The 17,542-nt window shown below is 72.0% G+C and carries 17 protein-coding genes; 13 read left to right on the top strand and 4 right to left on the bottom strand.

Features of this window, described 5'->3' with window-relative positions:
- Positions 1-22 precede the first annotated feature (22 nt).
- From ABZ815_RS09185 to ABZ815_RS09150, 8 genes are all read left to right on the top strand, one after another.
- The gene (locus tag ABZ815_RS09185; RefSeq protein WP_357695711.1) at positions 23-1,216 is read left to right on the top strand and encodes a M20 family metallopeptidase; all 1,194 of its coding nucleotides are present in this window, start codon (positions 23-25) and stop codon (positions 1,214-1,216) included.
- Positions 1,216-2,181 carry a zinc-dependent alcohol dehydrogenase family protein gene (locus ABZ815_RS09180; RefSeq protein ID WP_357695709.1) on the top strand — a complete coding sequence of 322 codons (966 nt, stop codon included), beginning with the start codon at positions 1,216-1,218 and terminating at the stop codon, positions 2,179-2,181. The genes ABZ815_RS09185 and ABZ815_RS09180 overlap by 1 nt, the downstream gene beginning before the upstream one ends.
- A gap of 182 nt (positions 2,182-2,363) precedes the next feature.
- Positions 2,364-4,196, top strand: a complete 1,833-nt coding sequence (locus ABZ815_RS09175) for an ABC transporter substrate-binding protein (protein WP_357695707.1) — start codon at positions 2,364-2,366, stop codon at positions 4,194-4,196.
- 3 nt (positions 4,197-4,199) lie between these two features.
- On the top strand, positions 4,200-5,207 hold the full coding sequence (locus ABZ815_RS09170) for an ABC transporter permease (RefSeq protein ID WP_357695705.1): 1,008 nt from the start codon (positions 4,200-4,202) through the stop codon (positions 5,205-5,207).
- On the top strand, positions 5,204-6,109 hold the full coding sequence (locus tag ABZ815_RS09165; RefSeq protein ID WP_357695703.1) for an ABC transporter permease: 906 nt from the start codon (positions 5,204-5,206) through the stop codon (positions 6,107-6,109). Before ABZ815_RS09170 ends, ABZ815_RS09165 begins: the two co-directional genes overlap by 4 nt.
- Positions 6,110-6,112: 3 nt before the next feature.
- Complete coding sequence (locus ABZ815_RS09160) at positions 6,113-7,099, top strand: ABC transporter ATP-binding protein (RefSeq protein ID WP_357695701.1); 987 nt, start codon at positions 6,113-6,115, stop codon at positions 7,097-7,099.
- On the top strand, positions 7,096-8,106 hold the full coding sequence (locus tag ABZ815_RS09155; RefSeq protein ID WP_357695699.1) for an ABC transporter ATP-binding protein: 1,011 nt from the start codon (positions 7,096-7,098) through the stop codon (positions 8,104-8,106). Before ABZ815_RS09160 ends, ABZ815_RS09155 begins: the two co-directional genes overlap by 4 nt.
- Complete coding sequence (locus tag ABZ815_RS09150; RefSeq protein WP_357695697.1) at positions 8,106-8,960, top strand: GNAT family N-acetyltransferase; 855 nt, start codon at positions 8,106-8,108, stop codon at positions 8,958-8,960. Before ABZ815_RS09155 ends, ABZ815_RS09150 begins: the two co-directional genes overlap by 1 nt.
- A 2-nt stretch (positions 8,961-8,962) precedes the next feature.
- On the opposite strand, the gene ABZ815_RS09145 is transcribed toward ABZ815_RS09150, so the two are convergent.
- Complete coding sequence (locus ABZ815_RS09145) at positions 8,963-10,075, bottom strand: DUF1343 domain-containing protein (protein WP_357695695.1); 1,113 nt, start codon at positions 10,073-10,075, stop codon at positions 8,963-8,965.
- 57 nt (positions 10,076-10,132) lie between these two features.
- Here ABZ815_RS09145 and murQ point away from each other — a divergent pair, with 57 nt between their 5' ends.
- The 3 genes from murQ to ABZ815_RS09130 all read left to right on the top strand — a co-directional run bounded on the left by murQ (position 10,133) and on the right by ABZ815_RS09130 (position 12,712).
- Positions 10,133-11,032 carry an N-acetylmuramic acid 6-phosphate etherase gene (gene murQ / locus ABZ815_RS09140; protein ID WP_357695693.1) on the top strand — a complete coding sequence of 300 codons (900 nt, stop codon included), beginning with the start codon at positions 10,133-10,135 and terminating at the stop codon, positions 11,030-11,032.
- A 98-nt stretch (positions 11,033-11,130) separates the two neighbouring features.
- Entirely contained in the window at positions 11,131-12,330 is a 1,200-nt protein-coding gene (locus ABZ815_RS09135) for a serine hydrolase domain-containing protein (RefSeq protein WP_357695691.1), read from the top strand.
- Between the two features lie 4 nt (positions 12,331-12,334).
- A complete protein-coding gene (locus tag ABZ815_RS09130) occupies positions 12,335-12,712 on the top strand; it encodes a VOC family protein (protein ID WP_357695689.1) in 378 nt (125 codons plus the stop codon).
- On the opposite strand, the gene ABZ815_RS09125 is transcribed toward ABZ815_RS09130, so the two are convergent.
- On the bottom strand, positions 12,709-13,605 hold the full coding sequence (locus tag ABZ815_RS09125) for a TIGR03619 family F420-dependent LLM class oxidoreductase (RefSeq protein ID WP_357695687.1): 897 nt from the start codon (positions 13,603-13,605) through the stop codon (positions 12,709-12,711). The two genes, ABZ815_RS09130 and ABZ815_RS09125, sit on opposite strands and share 4 nt — an antisense overlap.
- 18 nt (positions 13,606-13,623) lie before the next feature.
- On the opposite strand from ABZ815_RS09125, the gene ABZ815_RS09120 reads away from it, so the two are divergent.
- Positions 13,624-14,478: a phosphotransferase gene (locus ABZ815_RS09120; protein WP_357695685.1), complete on the top strand. Its 855-nt coding sequence runs from the start codon at positions 13,624-13,626 to the stop codon at positions 14,476-14,478.
- A gap of 59 nt (positions 14,479-14,537) precedes the next feature.
- Positions 14,538-14,795 (top strand): zf-TFIIB domain-containing protein, encoded by a 258-nt coding sequence (locus ABZ815_RS09115; protein WP_357695683.1) that lies wholly within the window; start codon positions 14,538-14,540, stop codon positions 14,793-14,795.
- Between the two features lie 71 nt (positions 14,796-14,866).
- On the opposite strand, the gene ABZ815_RS09110 is transcribed toward ABZ815_RS09115, so the two are convergent.
- Positions 14,867-15,844, bottom strand: a complete 978-nt coding sequence (locus ABZ815_RS09110) for a hypothetical protein (RefSeq protein WP_357695681.1) — start codon at positions 15,842-15,844, stop codon at positions 14,867-14,869.
- A gap of 37 nt (positions 15,845-15,881) precedes the next feature.
- Complete coding sequence (locus ABZ815_RS09105; protein ID WP_357695679.1) at positions 15,882-17,474, bottom strand: ABC-F family ATP-binding cassette domain-containing protein; 1,593 nt, start codon at positions 17,472-17,474, stop codon at positions 15,882-15,884.
- Positions 17,475-17,542 lie beyond the last annotated feature (68 nt).

Below are 17,542 nucleotides of genomic sequence, written 5' to 3'. Positions count from 1 at the left end.
GCACACATGAACAATGTTCATCATGTCGTTCACTGAATCCGCCCTGGACATGCGGGACGAACTCATCCAGCTCCGCCACTCCCTGCACACCACCCCCGAGCTCGGACTGCATCTGCCGAGGACGCAGGAGAAGGTGCTGGCCGCGCTCGACGGGCTCCCCCTGGAGATCACGACCGGCAAGACGCTCAGCTCGGTCACCGCGGTGCTGCGCGGCGGCCGTCCCGGTCCCGCGGTGCTGCTGCGCGGGGACATGGACGCCCTGCCGGTCGCCGAGCGCAACGACCTGCCCTACATCTCCCAGACGCCGGGCCAGATGCACGCCTGCGGCCACGACCTGCACACCGCCATGCTGGTCGGCGCGGCCCGGCTGCTCAGCGCGCGGCGCGAGGACGTCGCCGGTGACGTGATCTTCATGTTCCAGCCGGGCGAGGAGGGGCACGAGGGCGCCAAGCACATGATCGGCGAGGGCGTGCTCGACGCGGCCGGCACGCGTCCGGTGGCGGCGTACGGGATGCACGTGGTGTCGGCCATGCTGCCGCCGGGGCTGTTCGCCTCCCGGCCGGGCCCGATGATGGCGGCGGCCGACGTGTTCTGCGTGACGGTGAAGGGCAGCGGCGGGCACGGGTCGAGCCCCCACCGCGCCAAGGACCCGATCGCGGCCGGCTGCGAGATGGTGACGGCACTGCAGACGATGGTGACCCGCACGTTCGACGTGTTCGACCCCGTGGTGATCACCGTGGGCACCTTCCACGGCGGCTCGGCCGACAACGTGATCCCCGACGAGGCGCGCTTCGAGGCGACCGTGCGCACGTTCAGCCAGGAGCACCGGGTGCTGGTCAAGCGGCGGCTGGTGGAGGTGGTCGAGGGCATCGCGGCCGCCCACGGGCTCCGGGTCGAGACGTCGTTCGGCATGGGCTACCCGGTGACGGTCAACGACCAGGGCGAGGCCGGGTTCGTCTCGGCGACCGCCGACGAGCTGTTCGGCCCCGGCCGCTACTTCGTGGCGCCGCAGCCGGTGATGGGGTCGGAGGACTTCTCGTACGTGCTGGAGGAGGTGCCGGGCGCGTTCGTCTTCCTGGGGGCCTGCCCGCCCGACCGCGACCCGGCCACGGCGCCCTACAACCACTCGCCGGACGCCCTCTTCGACGACTCCGTGCTGTCCGACGGCGCCGCGCTGTACGCCTCGCTGGCCTACGAGCGCCTGTCGGGTTCGTGATGCGCGCCTGGGTGGTGGCCCGGCCGGGGCCGATGGCGTCCGGCCCGCTCGTACCGGTCGAGCGGGACGTCCCCGAGCCCGGCCCCGGCGAGGTGCTGGTCAAGGTGGAGGCGTGCGGCGTGTGCCGGACCGACCTGCACCTGGCCGAGGGCGACCTCGCGCCGCGGCGGCCGCGGACCACCCCCGGGCACCAGGTGGTGGGCCGGGTCGAGGGCTCCGGCGAGCGGGTGGGGGTGGCCTGGCTGCGCTCGACGTGCGGCCGGTGCCGCTACTGCCTGCGCGGCACGGAGAACCTCTGCCCGGACTCCACATATACGGGCTGGGACGCCGACGGCGGCTACGCCGAGTACGTCGTGGCCCCCGCCGCCTACGTCTATCCGCTGCCCGGCGACGTGCCGGCCGAGCGGCTGGCGCCGCTGCTGTGCGCGGGCATCATCGGCTACCGGGCGCTGGCGCGCTGCGACCTGCCGCAGGGCGGCCGGCTCGGCATCTACGGCTTCGGCTCCTCGGCCCACCTCACCGCGCAGGCGGCCGTCGCGCAGGGCGCCACGGTGCACGCCGTGACCAGGTCGGCCGCCTCCAGGGCGCTGGCGCTGGAGCTGGGCGCGGCCTCGGCGGGCGACCGGCCGCCCGAGCCGCTGGACGCGGCGATCCTGTTCGCGCCGGTCGGCGACCTGGTGCCGCCCGCGCTGGAGGCCCTCGACCGCGGCGGGACGCTGGCGATCGCCGGCATCCACCTGACCGACGTGCCCCCGCTGAACTACGAGCGGCACCTGTTCCAGGAGCGCACGCTGCGCAGCGTGACCGCCAACACCAGGGCCGACGGGCGGGCCTACCTGGAGCTGGCGCTGGCCCATCCGCCGCGGGTGGCGACCACGCTCTACCCGCTGGCCGCGGCCGATCGGGCGCTGGCCGATCTGGCCGCCGACCGGCTCAGCGGCGCCGCCGTGCTGGTCGTGGACTGAGGCCCCTGGACCCGTCGCCCGAGGTCGCGCGATGGAGATTGGCGCCATGCCGGACCTCTATGAAGGAAAGTTACATTACACTCACAACATCTGGAGATTATTGACGCTGCCTGCTGGCGACCGTAGGGTCCGGTCAATTCCCTACAGATCCTCAACAGGTCCGACATCCCCCGGAGCGGCAGATGAAGCGACTGGCAGCGGTAGTGGCGTTGCTGGGCCTCGCCACCGCCACAGCGGCGTGCAGCGGTGGTACTAACAACAAGTCCGGCGGCTCGAGCGGTGGTGGTGGCGGGCTCTTCACCACGATCGACGTCAACAGGCCGGGCCTGGAGGCCACGGCCCCGGCCAACCCGTACAACCCCAAGGGCAACTCCTTCCCCGGCTACACGGCGATGAAGCTGGGCTGGGTGAAGAACCACCTGACCGACCCCAACCAGGCCCTCCCCGGCATCGCGGAGAGCTGGGAGATCGCGCCGGACAACTCGGCGATCACCCTCAAGCTCCAGCCGAACGCCAAGTGGTCCGACGGCAAGCCGGTCACCGCCGACGACGTCAAGATGTCCATCGGCATCGCCTACACCCAGGGCAGCACGGCGTTCTCCATCACGCCGGGCGCCGCGGGCGCGGCGGCGGACGTGACCGTGGTCGACCCCCACACCCTGAAGATCACCCAGGACATGGCGAACCCGAGCCCGAAGTTCGCCCGCGGCGTGCTCGACACGTTCGTCCTGCCCTCCCACGTGTGGAGCAGCGTGCTCCCCGCGGACTTCTGGGACCAGCTCAAGGCCTCCAGGGGCGAGGGCGCCGACGCCGACAAGGCGCGCGAGACGATCACCGGCCTCGGTGAGAAGGTGCTCACCTTCGCCCCGCCGAAGGACACCTCGGCCGGCCCGTTCGTGCTGGAGCGGGTGAACCCGTCCGAGGCGCTGCTGGTCAAGAACAAGTACTTCTACAACGCCGCGAACGTGGCGCCGGCTCAGGTGAAGTTCCTCAACTACACCGGCAACGAGCAGATCTGGAACTACCTCACCGCGGGCAAGCTCGACCACGCCGGCTTCACCGCCGCGCCGTCCGACGTGATGAACCGGATCAAGGCGGCCGCCGGCAACGAGGTCATCAAGGGCTACTCGCCGGTCGCGGTCAGCATGGCCTTCAACCAGTCCAAGAAGCCGTACGACAACGTGCACGTGCGCCGCGGCCTGGCCTACCTGATCAACCGCGAGGAGGTCACCAAGGTCGCCTCCCCCGAGGGCGGCACCGCGGCGGTCACCACCAGCGGCATCCACCAGAAGGCCGCGCAGGCGTGGATCCCCGACGAGCTGCCCAAGCTGGAGCCGTACGCGCCCGACGTGGCCAAGGCCGAGGAGGAGTTCAAGCAGGCCGGCCTCACCAAGAAGGACGGCAAGTGGACGCTGGCCGACGGCTCGGCGTGGAAGGTCTCCATGCACGCGCCCGCCGGCTTCTCCGACTGGCTGTCGGCGCAGGAGAACATCAAGAGCCAGCTCGTCAAGGGCGGCGTGGACGCCGAGGTCGTCACAACCGCCGACTACCCCCTCTACCTGGAGGAGCTGGCGGCCGGCAAGTACGACGTGGGCTTCTGGCTGATGGCGCTCGGCCCCGCGCCGTACGACATCTACCAGCGCCTGTACGGCGCCTCCAACGGCTGGACCAACGTCGCGGGCAAGGTCAAGCACTCCGAGCCCGGCAAGGCCGGCAACTGGATGGGCGGCCCCGAGGAGATCGAGGTCGACGGCACCAAGATCAACCCCGGTGAGCTGACCGGCAAGCTGAACTCGGCCACCGAGGACGAGGCCAAGCCGATCATGGCCCAGCTCGCCAAGGCGGCCAACCAGGACCTCCCGGTCATCCAGCTCTGGGACTACGTCAACACCCAGTTCGTCAACAACAGCCGCTTCACCGGCTGGCCGCACGACGACGAGATCCTGCGCATGGGCGCCGGCGTCCTGCCCTCGGGCGTCTGGATCCAGCTCGGCATGATCAAGGCGAAGTCGTAGTTCATGGCGCTCATCGCACGACGACTCGCGGGCCACCTGGCCCGCGGGTTCGTCATGATCCTCGTAGTCGCGACGATCAGCTTCTTCATCATCAACAACATCCCCGGCGACCCGATGGCCGCCCGCTACGAGAAGCTGGTCGAGCAGGGCATGTCGCCCGAGGCCGCCGCCCAGGCCGTCAAGGTCCTGTACGGCTTCCTGCCCGACGGCACGCTGTGGCAGCAGTACACCGACTACATGACCGGCCTGCTCCACCTCGACCTCGGCATGTCGGTCAGCCGGCCCGGCACCCCGGTGCTCGACGTGCTCACCGACGCGGCCAAGTGGACCGTTCTACCGGTGCTGGCCGGCACGCTGCTGAGCTTCCTCGTCGGGATCGTCCTCGGCGTGTACGCGGCCATCAAGCGCACCGGCAAGCTGGGCGACGCCCTGGCCATCTCCGGCTCGCTGCTGCACGGCATCCCGCAGTACGTGCTGGCGATGCTGCTCGTGGTGATCTTCGCGACGCTCATCCCGATCCTGCCGGCCGACGGCACGGTGGACATCCTGTTCGAGCCGGGCTTCAACGCCGGCTACCTCGGCTCGCTGGCCGAGCACGCGGTGCTGCCGGTCGTCACGTACGCGCTGTCGGCCTACGGCGGCTGGATCCTGGCCATGAAGTCGAGCGTGGTCACCGTGCTGGGCGACGACTTCATCCTGGCCGCCGAGCTGCGCGGCATGAAGCGCTCGATCGTGTTCCGCTACATCGCGCGCAACGCGATCCTGCCGCTGTTCACGATGCTCGCGCTCTCGCTCGGCCTGCTGCTGGGCGGCGCGGTCTTCATCGAGAAGATCTTCAACTACCCGGGGCTCGGCTGGCTGCTGATCAGCGGCGTGCAGGACCGCGACTACGGCCTGATGGGCGGGGCGTTCCTGCTGATCACGGTCGGCACGATCATCGCCAACATCGTGGCGGACCTGTTCTACACGGTCATCGACCCGCGGGTGCGCAGCGGAGAGGAGGGCTCGTGAGCGCCACGCTCATCCCTGAGGCCGCGCCGGCCGCGTCGGCCATGCGCCGCAACTTCTGGAACGGCGTGTGGCGGGTGATGAAGCGCAAGCCCAGCCGCATGGCCGGGGTCGTCATCATCGCCGGCTTCATCGTCATGGCGGTGATCGGGCCGATCCTGCTGCCCGAGCACCTGCCGGGCAACGCGAGCGCGATCACCCAGCCGCCGAGCTGGGACCACTGGTTCGGCACCGACCCGCAGGGCCGGGACGTGACCTCGCTGGTGATCAAGGGCTCGCGTTACGTCCTGCTCACCGCCCTGGTCACCGCGATCATCACGGTCGTCGCCGGCACCGCGATCGGCCTGTTCTCCGGCTTCAAGCGGGGCCGCTGGGACACCGTGCTCATGCGGCTGACCGACATGAAGCTCACCATCCCCGGCCTGCCGCTGCTGCTGGTGCTGGCGACCGTGTGGAAGTTCGGCAACCCCTTCCAGATGGGCCTGGTGCTCGGCCTGCTCGGCTGGGGCGGCGTGGCGCGCGCGGTGCGCTCGCAGACGCTGTCGCTGCGCGAGCGCGGGTTCATCGAGGCGGCCCGCGGGCTGGGGCTGTCCACCACGCACATCATCGGCAGGGAACTGCTGCCGAGCATGGCGCCCTACATCGCGATGAACATGCTCATCGCGGTCACCGGCGCGGTCTACTCGCAGGTGGGCCTGTTCTTCCTGGGCGTGCTGCCGTACGAGTCCGACAACTGGGGCGTGATGCTCAACCTCGCCGTGTTCCAGGCGGGCGCGATGATCACGCCGAACGCGCTGGGCTACCTGCTGGCGCCACTGCTGGCGATCCTGCTGCTCACGCTCGGCATCGTGCTCGTGGTGGACGCCATGGACGAGATCTTCAACCCCCGGCTGCGCGAGGAGTAACAAGTGGCCGAACAAGCGCCGGGAGTGCGCATCGACGGCCTGACGGTCGTCTACAAGACCCCCGCGGGCGAGTTGCCCGCCGTCCGGGACGTCACGCTGACGCTGGAGCCCGGCACGATCACCGGCATCGTCGGCGAGTCCGGCTCGGGCAAGTCCACGCTGGCGCTGTCGCTGCTCAACGCGGTGCAGCCGCCGGGCAGGATCGCCGCGGGCAGCGTCGAGATCGACGGCCTCGGCGACGTCACCGGTTTCGCCGGCGAGGAGCTGCGCAAGGCCCGCGGCCGGCACATCGGGTACGTCTTCCAGGCGGCCCAGAACTCGCTCAACCCGCTCAAGACGGTCGGCAAGCAGCTCCTCGACCTGGGCCGTTCGCACGGCGTGGAGGACCTGCCCGGCCTGGTCCGCGAGGCCAAGGAGCTGCTGGGCCGGATGGGCCTGGACGGCGCGCGTGTGCTCGACTCGCACCAGCACGAGCTGTCGGGCGGCATGCGGCAGCGGGTCGGCATCATGCTGGCGCTGGTGCTCAACGCCCACCTGGTGGTGCTCGACGAGCCGACGACCGCCCTGGACATGATCACCCAGGCGAACATCCTGAAGATCGTCCGCGAGGTGCACGCCGAGCGCGGCCTGACCACGCTGGTCATCACGCACGACATCGGCGTCGTGGCCGAGGTCGCCGACCGCCTGGTCGTCATGTACGGCGGCCGCCTGGTCGAGCAGGGCCCGACCCGCGAGGTGCTCGGCGCCCCCAGCCACCCCTACACCAAGGGGCTGATCAGGGCCATCCCGCGCCTCGTGGGCGACATCGCCGAGGCTCAGGCGCTGCCCGGCCGGCCGCCGACGCTGGCCACGGTGCCGAAGGAGGGCTGCGTGTTCAGGGAGCGCTGCGCGCTGCGCATGGACGTGTGCGACACCGTCGACCCGCAGGCCGCGGCACATGGATCGAGGGTCGTGGCCTGCCACGCCGTGACCGTGAAGGAGCACGCGTGATCACCGGGACCGGCATCGTCAAGACGTACAAGCAGCGCGGCAACGTGCTGGCCGGGCGGGAGGTGCGGGCGCTGCGCGGGGTGGACTTCACCATCCCCAAGGGCGGCGCGGCCTCCTTCATCGGCGAGTCCGGCTGCGGCAAGACCACGCTGGGCCGGATCATCGCCGGGCTGGAGACCTACGACGAGGGCGAGATCGTCATCGGCGACGTGTCCATGTCGGGGCTCAAGCAGAAGAAGCGCCAGCCGTACTTCCGCAAGATCCAGATGATCCACCAGGACCCGTACTCGGCGCTCAACCCGACCCGGACCATCCACCAGACGCTGTACGCGCCGCTCAGCCTGCGGGCCGGGCAGACCGGACGGTCGAAGGAGTGGATCGAGGAGCGGGCCGCCGAGGTGCTGTCGATGGTGGGCCTCGACCCGGGCTCGGTGCTGGCCCGCTACCCGCACCAGCTCTCGGGCGGCATGCGGCAGCGGGTGGTCATCGCCCGCGCGCTGACCGTCGACCCGGAGATGCTGGTCGCCGACGAGGCCGTCTCGATGATCGACGTCTCGCTCCGGCTGGGCATCCTGGCGCTGCTGAAGGACCTGCGCGAGCGGCTGGGCGTGAGCGTGCTGTTCATCACCCACGACGTCGCCACCGCCCGCTACATCGGCGACGACGGCGAGCTCTACGTCATCTACCGCGGCCAGGTCGTCGAGCGCGGCCCGGTGGACACGGTCATCGCCGACCCGGTGCACCCGTACACGCAGTCGCTGCTGTCGGCCATCCCCGTGCTGCACGGCCTGGAGGAGCCCGGCGCGCAGCCGGTGTCGCCGCTGGAGTCGCTGGACGAGAGCAAGACCGACGAGGGCTGCCTGTTCGCCCGCCGCTGCCCCTTCCGCGGCGAGCGGTGCGCGGGCGAGCGGCCGCTGCTGCAGATCACCGAGGGCGTGCCGCAACAGCACGCGTGCTTCTACCCCGAGCGGCGCGACGTGATCGCGCGCCCGATGAGCGAGGTGTGATGTCGCCCACCGTCCGCGACGCGGACCTGGCCGAGGCCGCCCGGGTGGCCGAGGCCGCGCTGACGCTGGACGCCCCCGAGGCTCCCGACCTGGTCCGGCGCCTGGCCGAGCCGCCGGCCGAGCGCCGCTGGACGGCGCTGGCGACCGACGGCGGGGTGGTGATGACGTCCGTCTCGTCGAAGGACCCCGAGGTCGGGCACGTCGACCTGCTGGCCGTGCATCCCTCGGCCCAGGGTCGCGGGCACGGGCGGGCGCTGGTGCGGGCGGCCGAGGAGTGGCTGCGCGGGCACGGCGTGCGGCAGGCCCGCTTCGCCGGGAACCCGCCCTGCTACGCCTGGCCCGGCGTCGACGTGCGGTACACCGCCGCCGCCTGCCTGGCCGAGAGCCTCGGCTACGAGCGCTACCACGTCGCCTGGAACATGACCGCCGACCTGCGGGCCGACCTGTCCGTCGAGGACGACCTGCGGCGGCTGGAGCAGGCGGGGGTGACGGTCAGGGCGGCGGACGCCGACCGGTCGGCCGTGGCCGCGTTCGTCGAGGAGCACTGGAACGAGCGGTGGGCCTGGGAGGCGGCCAACGCGACCGGCCTGCACTACGCCGAGCGCGACGGGCGCGTCCTGGCCTTCGCCGCCTGGGGGGCCCGGCCGGCCTGGTTCGGCCCGATGGGCACCGCCCCGGACGCCCGCGGGCTGGGCCTCGGCGGGGTGCTGCTGCGCCGCTGCCTGGCCGACCAACGGGCCGCCGGCCAGGAGAGCGCCCAGATCGGATGGGTGGGGCCGTTGCGGTTCTACTCGCGCGCCGTGGGCGCGCGAGCCGAACGCGTCTTCTGGCTCTATCGGCGCGATCTGGCCTGATGTCAGCTGTAGAGCAGATGTCCTTCGGGACGGCCGGGCGGCGGGCACAGCCCGCGCGGGTCGTCCCCGGCCTCCAGACAGCGCGTGAGCGCGTCGGAGCCCCACAGCAGGTCCAGGAAGAGGTCATCGCCCTTCCAGACCAGGTCGTCCGGGTAGAGGACGCGGGCCGTGTGCAGCATCGACAACCCGGTCAGCACCGGCCGGAAGGCCCGCGGGTCGTGCACGTGGAGCTGCACCCCGCGTACGGGAACGCCCGCGTGCTTGTGGAACGTCGGCGTGAACCAGGTGTCCCTGAACCGTACGCCCGGCAGGTCCAGCCCGTTCAGGACGGCCGCGTAGCGTTCGTCCGCGTACGGCGCCCCGACCAGTTCGAACGGCCGGGTGGTGCCGCGTCCCTCGGAGAAGTTCGTGCCCTCGAACAGCCCGGTGCCCGGGTAGACCAGCGCGGTGTCGGGGGTGGGCATGTTGACCGAGGGCATCACCCAGGGCAGGCCGGTCTCCGCCCAGCCCATGTCCCGCCGCCAGCCCTCCATCGTGACCACCCGCAGGTCGGCGTCGAAGCCGAACAGCGTGGCCAGCTCCCCCGCGGTCCTGCCGTGGCGCACGGGCAGCGGGAAGCGGCCCACGAAGCTGGCGAACGCCGGGTCCAGCAGCGGGCCCTCCTCGACGGTCCCGCCCAGGGGGTTGGGCCGGTCCAGCACCACGAACCGCAGGCCCAGCCGGGTGGCCGAGGCCAGCAGGTCGTACATGGTCCACACGAAGGTGTAGAAGCGGGTTCCCACGTCGGCGATGTCGAAGACCAGGGTGTCCACGCCGGAGGCGGAGACCACCCGGTCGAGGTCGTCGCCCGACAGCTCGTGGGTGTCGTGGACCGGCAGTCCCGTCCCGGGGTCCACCGCGTCCCGCTCGCTCGACCCCGCCTGGGCCGTGCCGCGCAGGCCGTGCTCGGGGCCGAACAGCGCGGTCAGCGGCACGCCCGCGGCCAGCAGGGCGTCGGTCGTGGGGGTCAGGTCGGGCAGGACGCCGGTGGGATTGGTGATCAGGCCGAGACGGGCGCCTCCGGCGAGCGCGGGGTCCGCGGCCAGCCGTTCGGCTCCGGTGCGTACGTATGACATGGATCCATTCTCTGAAAGATATTTACAACTGAGAAGTAAAGGGTGGAAATTAGCGTCATGATTGATCCGCTGCCCGAGCTGTCCACCGAGCAGAGCGATCCCCGCTACAGCCAGATCGACCGGCTGCCGACGGAGCAGATCGCCCGACTGATGAACCAGGCCGACGCCGGGGTTCCCGAGGCCGTGGCCGCGGCCGTCCCGGCCATCTCGGCGGCCATCGACGCGATCGCCGCCCGGATGGCCGAGGGAGGCAGGCTGCTGTACGTCGGCGCCGGCACCTCGGGACGGCTGGCCGTGCTCGACGCCAGCGAGTGCCCGCCCACGTTCGGCACCGATCCCTCGCTGGTGCAGGGCGTCATCGCGGGCGGGCACGAGGCGCTGACCCGGTCGGTCGAGGGCGCGGAGGACGACGCCGAGGCGGGCGCGGCGGCCATCAAGGACCTGGAGGTGGGCGCGCTCGACTCGGTGGTGGGCGTGTCGGCCAGCGGGCGGGCCCCGTTCGTGCTGGGCGCGCTGGCCGAGGCCGCCGGCCGGGGGGCGCTGACGGCCGCGCTGTCGTGCAACACGGGCGCGCCGCTGTCGGCCGCCGCCGAGCACGGGATCGAGGTCGTGGTGGGGCCCGAGGTGGTGGCGGGCTCGACCAGGCTCAAGGCGGGCACGGCGCAGAAGCTCGTGCTCAACATGATCTCGACGATCTCCATGGTCAGGCTGGGCCGTACCTACGGGAACAGGATGATCGAGATGTCGGCCATGAACAGCAAGCTCGCCTCCCGCGCGCTGCGTATGGTGAGCGAGATCACCGGGGCCGACGCCGCGACGGCGGGCGCGGCGCTGGAGGCGTCCGGTGGGCAGGCGAAGACGGCCGTGGTGATGATCCAGCACGGGCTGGACGCCGACGCCGCCCGCGCGCTGCTGGAGTCGCACGGAGAGCGGCTCAGCGACGCGCTCAGCGGCTGACGTCCGGGGCGGGACGCGCGAGGACTCACAAGGTCCTCACAAGGTCCTCACAAGGTCCTCACGAGGACTCACGCGGGACTCACGAGGGGGGAACGGGGATGTCGGACCGGCTGGAGCGGCTGCTGGCCGCCGCGGTGCCCGAGGTGTGCCCGGCGGCGGTCGCACTGATCGCGGCCCACGGCACGGTGACCGCCGCCGCGGCGGCCGGCGAACTGGTCAGATACGCCGACGCCGAGCCGACCGGCGTCTCAGGCGGTGGGCCGGACGGCATCTCGGACGGCGTCTCTGCAGGCGGGCAGGGCGGCGGGGGCGGTGAGCCGGGAAGGCTCGCCGCCGAGCGGCCGCCCGCGCGCCGGGACTCGGTGTTCGACCTGGCCTCGGTCAGCAAGCTGTGCACCACCGCGGTAGTGCTCTCGCTCACCGAGGAGGGCCTGCTCGACCTGGACGAGCCGGTCGCGGCGTGGATCCCCGGGGCCGACCCGCGGATCACGTTGCGCCGCCTGCTCACGCACACGGCGGGCCTGACCCCGACCCGCCGCGTCGACCTGGAACTGCCGCACGCCGCGCCGGACGAGCGCATGGCCGCGATGCTCACCACGCCGGTCACCGGCCCGGTCGGCGGCCCCTACCTCTACAGCGACGTCGGCATGGTGATGGCCGGCCGGATCGCCGAGCTGGCCGCGTCCGCCTCCCTCGACGCCCTGGTCCGCGCCCGGATCACGGACGTGCTCGGCCTCGCGGGCACCGCCTACCGCCCGCTCCCCGGCCACGGACGCACCGAACGGGCGCCAGGCCAGGGGCAGCCCGAGCGGGGAGCCGCCCCCGGGATCCCGGTCGAGCGGGTCGCGGCGACCGAGTTCAAGCCCGAACGTCCCGGCCCCGGCTGCGTGCGCGGCGAGGTGCACGACGAGACGGCCCACGCCCTGGGCGGGGTGGCCGGGCACGCGGGCCTGTTCGCCCCGGCGGACGACCTGCTGGCCTTCGGGGAGGCTTTGCGGCTGGGCGGGGGCGCGATGCTGAGCCCGTCGAGCGTGGCCGAGATGACCCGCGACCAGGGGGCCGAGGGAGCCGCGTTCCGGCACGGGCTCGGCGTGCGGATCGGCGACCCCGGCATCGTGGGCCCGCTGAGCGGCGCGTACGGCCACTCCGGGTTCACCGGGACGTCGCTGGTGGTCGATCCGGCGCGCGGGCTGACCGTGGTGCTGCTGACCAACGCCGTCCACCCCGTGCGCGGGCGGCCCGGGATGCGCGAGCTGCGGTGCGCGGTGGCCGCCGAGGCGCTGCGGCACGTAGCGTGAGTGCATGCCCGTCCAGCTGAACCACACCATCGTCGCCGCCACCGACCGGGACGCCACGGCCGCCTTCCTGGTCGACGTCCTCGGCCTGGAGCCCGCGCCGGTCTACGGCCCGTTCCGCGTCGTGACGCTGGCCAACGACGTCTCGCTCGACGTGATGCAGGCGCCTGGGGAGGTGACTCCCCAGCACTACGCCTTCCTGGTCGGCGAGGAGGAGTTCGACCAGATCTGGGGCCGGATCAGGAGCAGGGGCCTGACGTTCTGGGCCGATCCCGGACACGGCAGGCCCGGCGAGATCAACACCCACGACGGCGGTCGCGGGCTCTACTGGTCGGCCCCCGACGGGCACAACCTGGAGATCATCACCGTCCCCTACGGCGGTTAGGGCGCCAGCGCCTCCAGGGCCTCCTCGGCGCGGCGCATCGCCTCCCGCGCGTCGGCGGTGACGAACTCCTGGTCGAAGTTGAGGTCGTGGAAGACGTCCGTGACGCCCGCGGCGGCCAGGGCGTCCACGTCCCGCCGGATCTGCTCGTACGTGCCGGTCAGCGGCCGGCGTCCGTCCTCGGGGCCCTCCGGCCGCACCTGCGTGACGCCGCGGCACACGAAGCGGAACGCGGCCGCGTCCCGCCCGGCGCCGGCGATCGTCTCCTTGATCAGCCCGATCCGGCCCGCGACCGCCGACAGGTCCTCCCTGCTGGAGCTGATCCAGCCGTCGGCCAGCCGCCCGGCCCGGCGCAGCGCGACCTCGGCGGTGCCGCCGAGCAGCACCTGCGGCGGGCCGGGCGCCGGTTTGGGGTCGATGTACGAGGCCGGCACCCGGTAGAACTCGCCGTCGTGCTCGACGACGTCGTCCGCCCACGCCTTGTGCAGCAGCTCGACGAACTCCTCACCCCTGCGCCCGCGCCGCTCCATGCCGATGCCGGCGGCCTCGAACTCCTCGGGCACCCAGCCGAGCCCGATCCCGGCGCTCAGCCGGCCGCCGGAGACGGTCTGCAAGGTGGCGAGCTGCTTGGCCAGCACGACCGGCTGCACGTACGCGTTGATCACGGCCACGCCGAGCCGGATCGTCCCGGTCACGCCGGACAGGTGCGCCAGGGTGATCAGCGGGTCGTGCACGCTCCGGTAGGTCGGCCCCATGGGATGCCCGACCGGGTAGAGCATGCGCTGGAACGTCCAGAGCTCGTGGTGGCCCAGCTCCTCGGCCCGCGCGGCGACGCGACGCATGTTCTCCGGCGTGGCCCACGGCCCTGACTGGGGTACGGCGAAACCGATTCTCATGCCCCCTAGTCTGTACGAGTGGGTCTAGAGGAGGAGCTTGCGGGTATCGCCGCGGCGTACGGCGGCACGGGCGAACCCGTGCGACACCAGACGCGCACCGACGTGGTCGTGTTACGGATGGGCGAGGTGGTGGTCAAGGCCCACTCGGCCCGCGACGAGGTGGAGCCGCTGCGCGCCCGTCTCAGGGCCGCCGCCGCGGCCGCGGTCAACGGCGTGCTGCTGGCCCCGCTGGAGGGCGAGGTGCTGACGGCGGCGGGCCGCGCGGTCACCGTCTGGCCGGCCGGCCGGCCGGTCCCCCACGACGATCCCGGGTCCGCCCCCTGGGAGGAGGGCGCGCGGCTGCTGGCCCGGCTGCACGCCGTCCCCCTGACGCTGGTGCCGCCGATGCCGCCCGCCGGAGGCCCGGCGCGGGCCGCCCGCGCGGTGTCCAGGATGAGCGGGGACGGCCCGGTCGAGCAGCTGGTCAGGCACGCGTTCAGGGAGCTGCCGGAGCCCGTCCCCGTGCCGGGCCTGCTCACCCACGGCGACTGGCACCTGGGCCAGCTCGTCTGCCGCGACCGGTGGCTGCTCATCGACGTCGACGACCTCGGCGTCGGCGACCCGGCCTGGGACCTGGCGCGACCGGCCGCCTGGTACGCGGCGGGCCTGCTCGAACCGGCCGTCTGGGAGCGGTTCCTCGGCGCCTACCTGGCCTCCGGCGGCCCCGCGCTCGGCCAGGGCGACGATCCCTGGCAGCGGCTCGACCTGCCGGCCAGGGCGCTGACCGTGCAGCTGGCCGCCGTGGCCGTCCTCAACGCCGAGCGTGAGAACCGGGAACTGGACGAGGTCGAGCATTCGTTAATCGAATCGTGCAGCAGAATCGTCAGAGCGTGACGGGGGCCGCACGCGGTAGGTTTCAGCCTGAGACCCCGGATCCAAGGAGAGCGACTTAGATGCAGTGCCCGAAGTGCCGCGGCAACATGCGGACCTATGAGCGCAATGGCGTCCACATCGAGCAGTGCGACAACTGCCGTGGGATCTTCCTCGACTTCGGCGAGCTGGAGACCCTGACGCGCATGGAGTCGCAGTACCACTCCGCTCCCCCGCCTCCCGCCCCCGGGCCGGCCTGGGGCGCTCCCCACCACGGCGGCGGCCACCACTACGGCCACCACCGTCAGCGCAGCTGGGTGGGCATGCTGTTCTCGACCTGATCGCCCCGACAGGCGGAAAAGGGGCCGCGCTTTCGCGCGGCCCTTTCGCGTGTTCCGCCCCTGTCGGCGGGTCAGCTCGGGAAGTCGTCGGGGTTGACGGTCGCGGTGCGGGCGTTGCCGCCGGTGATGGCGTGCAGGGTGACTCTCCAGTCGTGCCAGAGGATCTGGGTGGCGGTGACCGTGGTCTTGAACTTCACCGACTTCTGGAAACGCTCGAAGCTGCACTGACGGGTGAAGGACTTGCTCTTGCCGTCCCAGTCCACGCCGTGGGTGAAATAGATCTTGTACGTGCCGTCGGGCACGCCCCTGACCTTGAACTTGGCCCTCTTGCGCACGTACACGCTGAACGTCTTGCTGCCGCCCCTGACCACCGTGACGACGGCGTCGCGGCTGCCGCCGTTGTCGACCTCCAGGGAGCTGCGTCCGCCGAGGGAGGCCCTGCGGATGAACGCGCCGTTCTTCAGCCGCCTGTTCTGCTTGCCGCCGGCCTTGACGGTGACGATGTCGGCCGGGTAGTCGCCGGCACTCTGCAGGGCCTCGCCCGCCTTGTTCAGGGCGGTGAGCTTGGTGCCGAGGTCGCTCAGCACGGCCGAGGAGGTGCACAGCTCGCGGCTGCCGACCTTGCCCGCCGTGGAGCCGAGCTCGGTGGCGAAGTCGCGCAGGCTGGTGACGTACGCGTCGTGCTGGGCCTGTACGTCCGCGGGCGGGCTGATCGCGGACAGGGCGTCGGCGGCGCCGCTCAGCGCCTGCTCGGCCTTGTCCACGCGCTGGTTGAGCGACTGGACCCCGCGCGCGCCGGCCAGTCCGTTGATCGCGCCGAGCATCGCCTTGTGCCTGTTGTCGAGCTCGCCCTTGTACGCCTCCGGCGTCAGGGCGCTGACACTGGGACCGGCCCCCGAGGTGGGGTCGCCGCCGGGGGATCCGCCCTTGCCGTCCGCCACGCCGCTGACCTTCGGCTCACCGCCGGTCAGCGGTGGGGGCGAGGAGCAGGCGGCGAGCGTCACCGTCGCCAGGGCGAGAACGCAGGAGATCAACCGGGGTGAAGCCACCCGCCACACTATTGCCCGGTTGATCCCCAAACGTCAATTACGATTCGGCCAGACCCTCATCCCGATCCTGTCGCAGCCACCGGGTGATCCCCAGCGTCTCCAGGAACGGCACGTCGTGGCTGGCCACGATGAGCGCGCCCCGGTAGGCCGCCAGCGCCTGGGACAGCTGCCGCACGCTGGACATGTCCAGGTTGTTGGTCGGCTCGTCCAGCAGGAGCAGCTGCGGCGGCGGATCGGCCGACAGCAGGGCGGCCAGGGTCGCGCGGAAACGCTCGCCGCCCGAGAGCGTGCCCACCGGCTGGTCGGCCCGCCCGCCGCGGAACAGGAAGCGGGCCAGCCGGGCGCGCACCTCGTTGACCGAGGCCGCCGGAGCCACGGCCCGGACGTTGTCCACCACGCTCAGGGCGTCGTCGAGCACGTCGAGCCGCTGCGGCAGGTACCGTACCGGGACGTGCGCGCCGTGCTCGACGATCCTTCCGAGCAGGGTCGTCTTGCCCGATCCGTTGGGCCCGAGCAGCGCGATGCGTTCCGGCCCCCGGATCACCAGCCGGTCGAGCGCCTTGAGCCCTTCGCCTCCGGCTGCGGTGTCCGGGGGGTCGAGGGGCAGCGTCAGGAGCGTCCGGCCGGCCGGGACGGCGGTGCCGGGCAGCTCGACGCGGATCTCGGCGTCGTCCCGCACGGCCTGCTCGGCCTCGGTGAGCCTTCCCCTGGCCTCCTCCAGCCGCTCCTGGTGCAGCGCGCGGTGCTTGCCCGCCGACACCTGGGCCTTCATCTTGAGCCCACCGGCCACGATCTTGGGCACCTTCTTGTTCTCGAACGCCTTCCTCGCGTTGCGCCTGCGCCGGTCGAGCCTGGTCCTGGCCTCGATCAGCTCGCGCTGCTGCCGCCGTACCTCGCCCTCGGCGGTCCTGACCGTGCGCTCGGCCGCCTCCTGCTCGGCGGCGACCTGCTCCTCGTAGTCGCTCAGGTTGCCGCCGTACAGGTGGACGGCGGCGTCGCGGAGCTCGGCGATCTGGTCGACGAGGCCGAGCAGCGCCCGGTCATGGCTGACCACGACCAGCACCCCCGGGTACGCCGAGACCGCGGCGTAGAGCCGCCGCCGGGCGTCCAGGTCGAGGTTGTTGGTGGGCTCGTCGAGCAGCAGCACGGCGGGGCGCTTGAGGATCTGCGCGGCCAGCGCGACCATGACGGCCTCGCCGCCCGACAGCGTCGCCACCGTGCGGTCGAGCCCGACGTGGCCGAGCCCGAGCCGGTCGAGCTCGGCGCGCGCGCGTTCCTCGACGTCCCAGTCGTCCCCGATGACGGTGAAGTGCTCCTCGGCGACGTCGCCGCTCTCGACGGCGTGCAGCGCGGCCCGCTTCCCGCTGATCTCCAGCAGGTCGGACACGGTACGGCTGCCTTCGAGCGGCACGTTCTGCGGCAGGTACCCCACCTCGCCCGTGACCGAGACGGAACCCGAGCCCGGGGTCAGCTCGCCGGCGATGATCTTGAGCAGGGTGGACTTGCCCGACCCGTTCGTCCCGATGAGCCCGGTACGTCCGGTGGGGAAGGCGGCGTCGAGGCCGTCGAGCACCATGGTCCCGTCGGGCCAGCCGAAGGACACGTGATCGACGACAATGGAAAAAGACATCAGGCGGCTCCCATCACAAAACCCGAAATTTCGTGACTTGGCGGGAACACCGCTGCGCGCGCGACAAC

Source organism: Nonomuraea sp. NPDC047529 (assembly GCF_040642995.1).
In the GTDB taxonomy this organism is placed as follows: domain Bacteria; phylum Actinomycetota; class Actinomycetes; order Streptosporangiales; family Streptosporangiaceae; genus Nonomuraea.
The sequence above is the reverse complement of the archived record's forward strand: the minus strand, read 5'-3'. Positions and strand labels throughout refer to the sequence as shown.

What these genes read in the sequence shown, in the direction of transcription:
- ABZ815_RS09185 (WP_357695711.1), top strand. Translation starts at nt 23, where the DNA reads ATGTCGTTCACTGAATCCGCCCTGGACATGCGGGACGAACTCATCCAG.
- ABZ815_RS09180 (WP_357695709.1), top strand. Translation starts at nt 1,216, where the DNA reads ATGCGCGCCTGGGTGGTGGCCCGGCCGGGGCCGATGGCGTCCGGCCCG.
- ABZ815_RS09175 (WP_357695707.1), top strand. Translation starts at nt 2,364, where the DNA reads ATGAAGCGACTGGCAGCGGTAGTGGCGTTGCTGGGCCTCGCCACCGCC.
- ABZ815_RS09170 (WP_357695705.1), top strand. Translation starts at nt 4,200, where the DNA reads ATGGCGCTCATCGCACGACGACTCGCGGGCCACCTGGCCCGCGGGTTC.
- ABZ815_RS09150 (WP_357695697.1), top strand. Translation starts at nt 8,106, where the DNA reads ATGTCGCCCACCGTCCGCGACGCGGACCTGGCCGAGGCCGCCCGGGTG.
- ABZ815_RS09145 (WP_357695695.1), bottom strand. Translation starts at nt 10,075, where the DNA reads ATGTCATACGTACGCACCGGAGCCGAACGGCTGGCCGCGGACCCCGCG.
- murQ (WP_357695693.1), top strand. Translation starts at nt 10,133, where the DNA reads ATGATTGATCCGCTGCCCGAGCTGTCCACCGAGCAGAGCGATCCCCGC.
- ABZ815_RS09135 (WP_357695691.1), top strand. Translation starts at nt 11,131, where the DNA reads ATGTCGGACCGGCTGGAGCGGCTGCTGGCCGCCGCGGTGCCCGAGGTG.
- ABZ815_RS09130 (WP_357695689.1), top strand. Translation starts at nt 12,335, where the DNA reads ATGCCCGTCCAGCTGAACCACACCATCGTCGCCGCCACCGACCGGGAC.
- ABZ815_RS09125 (WP_357695687.1), bottom strand. Translation starts at nt 13,605, where the DNA reads ATGAGAATCGGTTTCGCCGTACCCCAGTCAGGGCCGTGGGCCACGCCG.
- ABZ815_RS09115 (WP_357695683.1), top strand. Translation starts at nt 14,538, where the DNA reads ATGCAGTGCCCGAAGTGCCGCGGCAACATGCGGACCTATGAGCGCAAT.
- ABZ815_RS09105 (WP_357695679.1), bottom strand. Translation starts at nt 17,474, where the DNA reads ATGTCTTTTTCCATTGTCGTCGATCACGTGTCCTTCGGCTGGCCCGAC.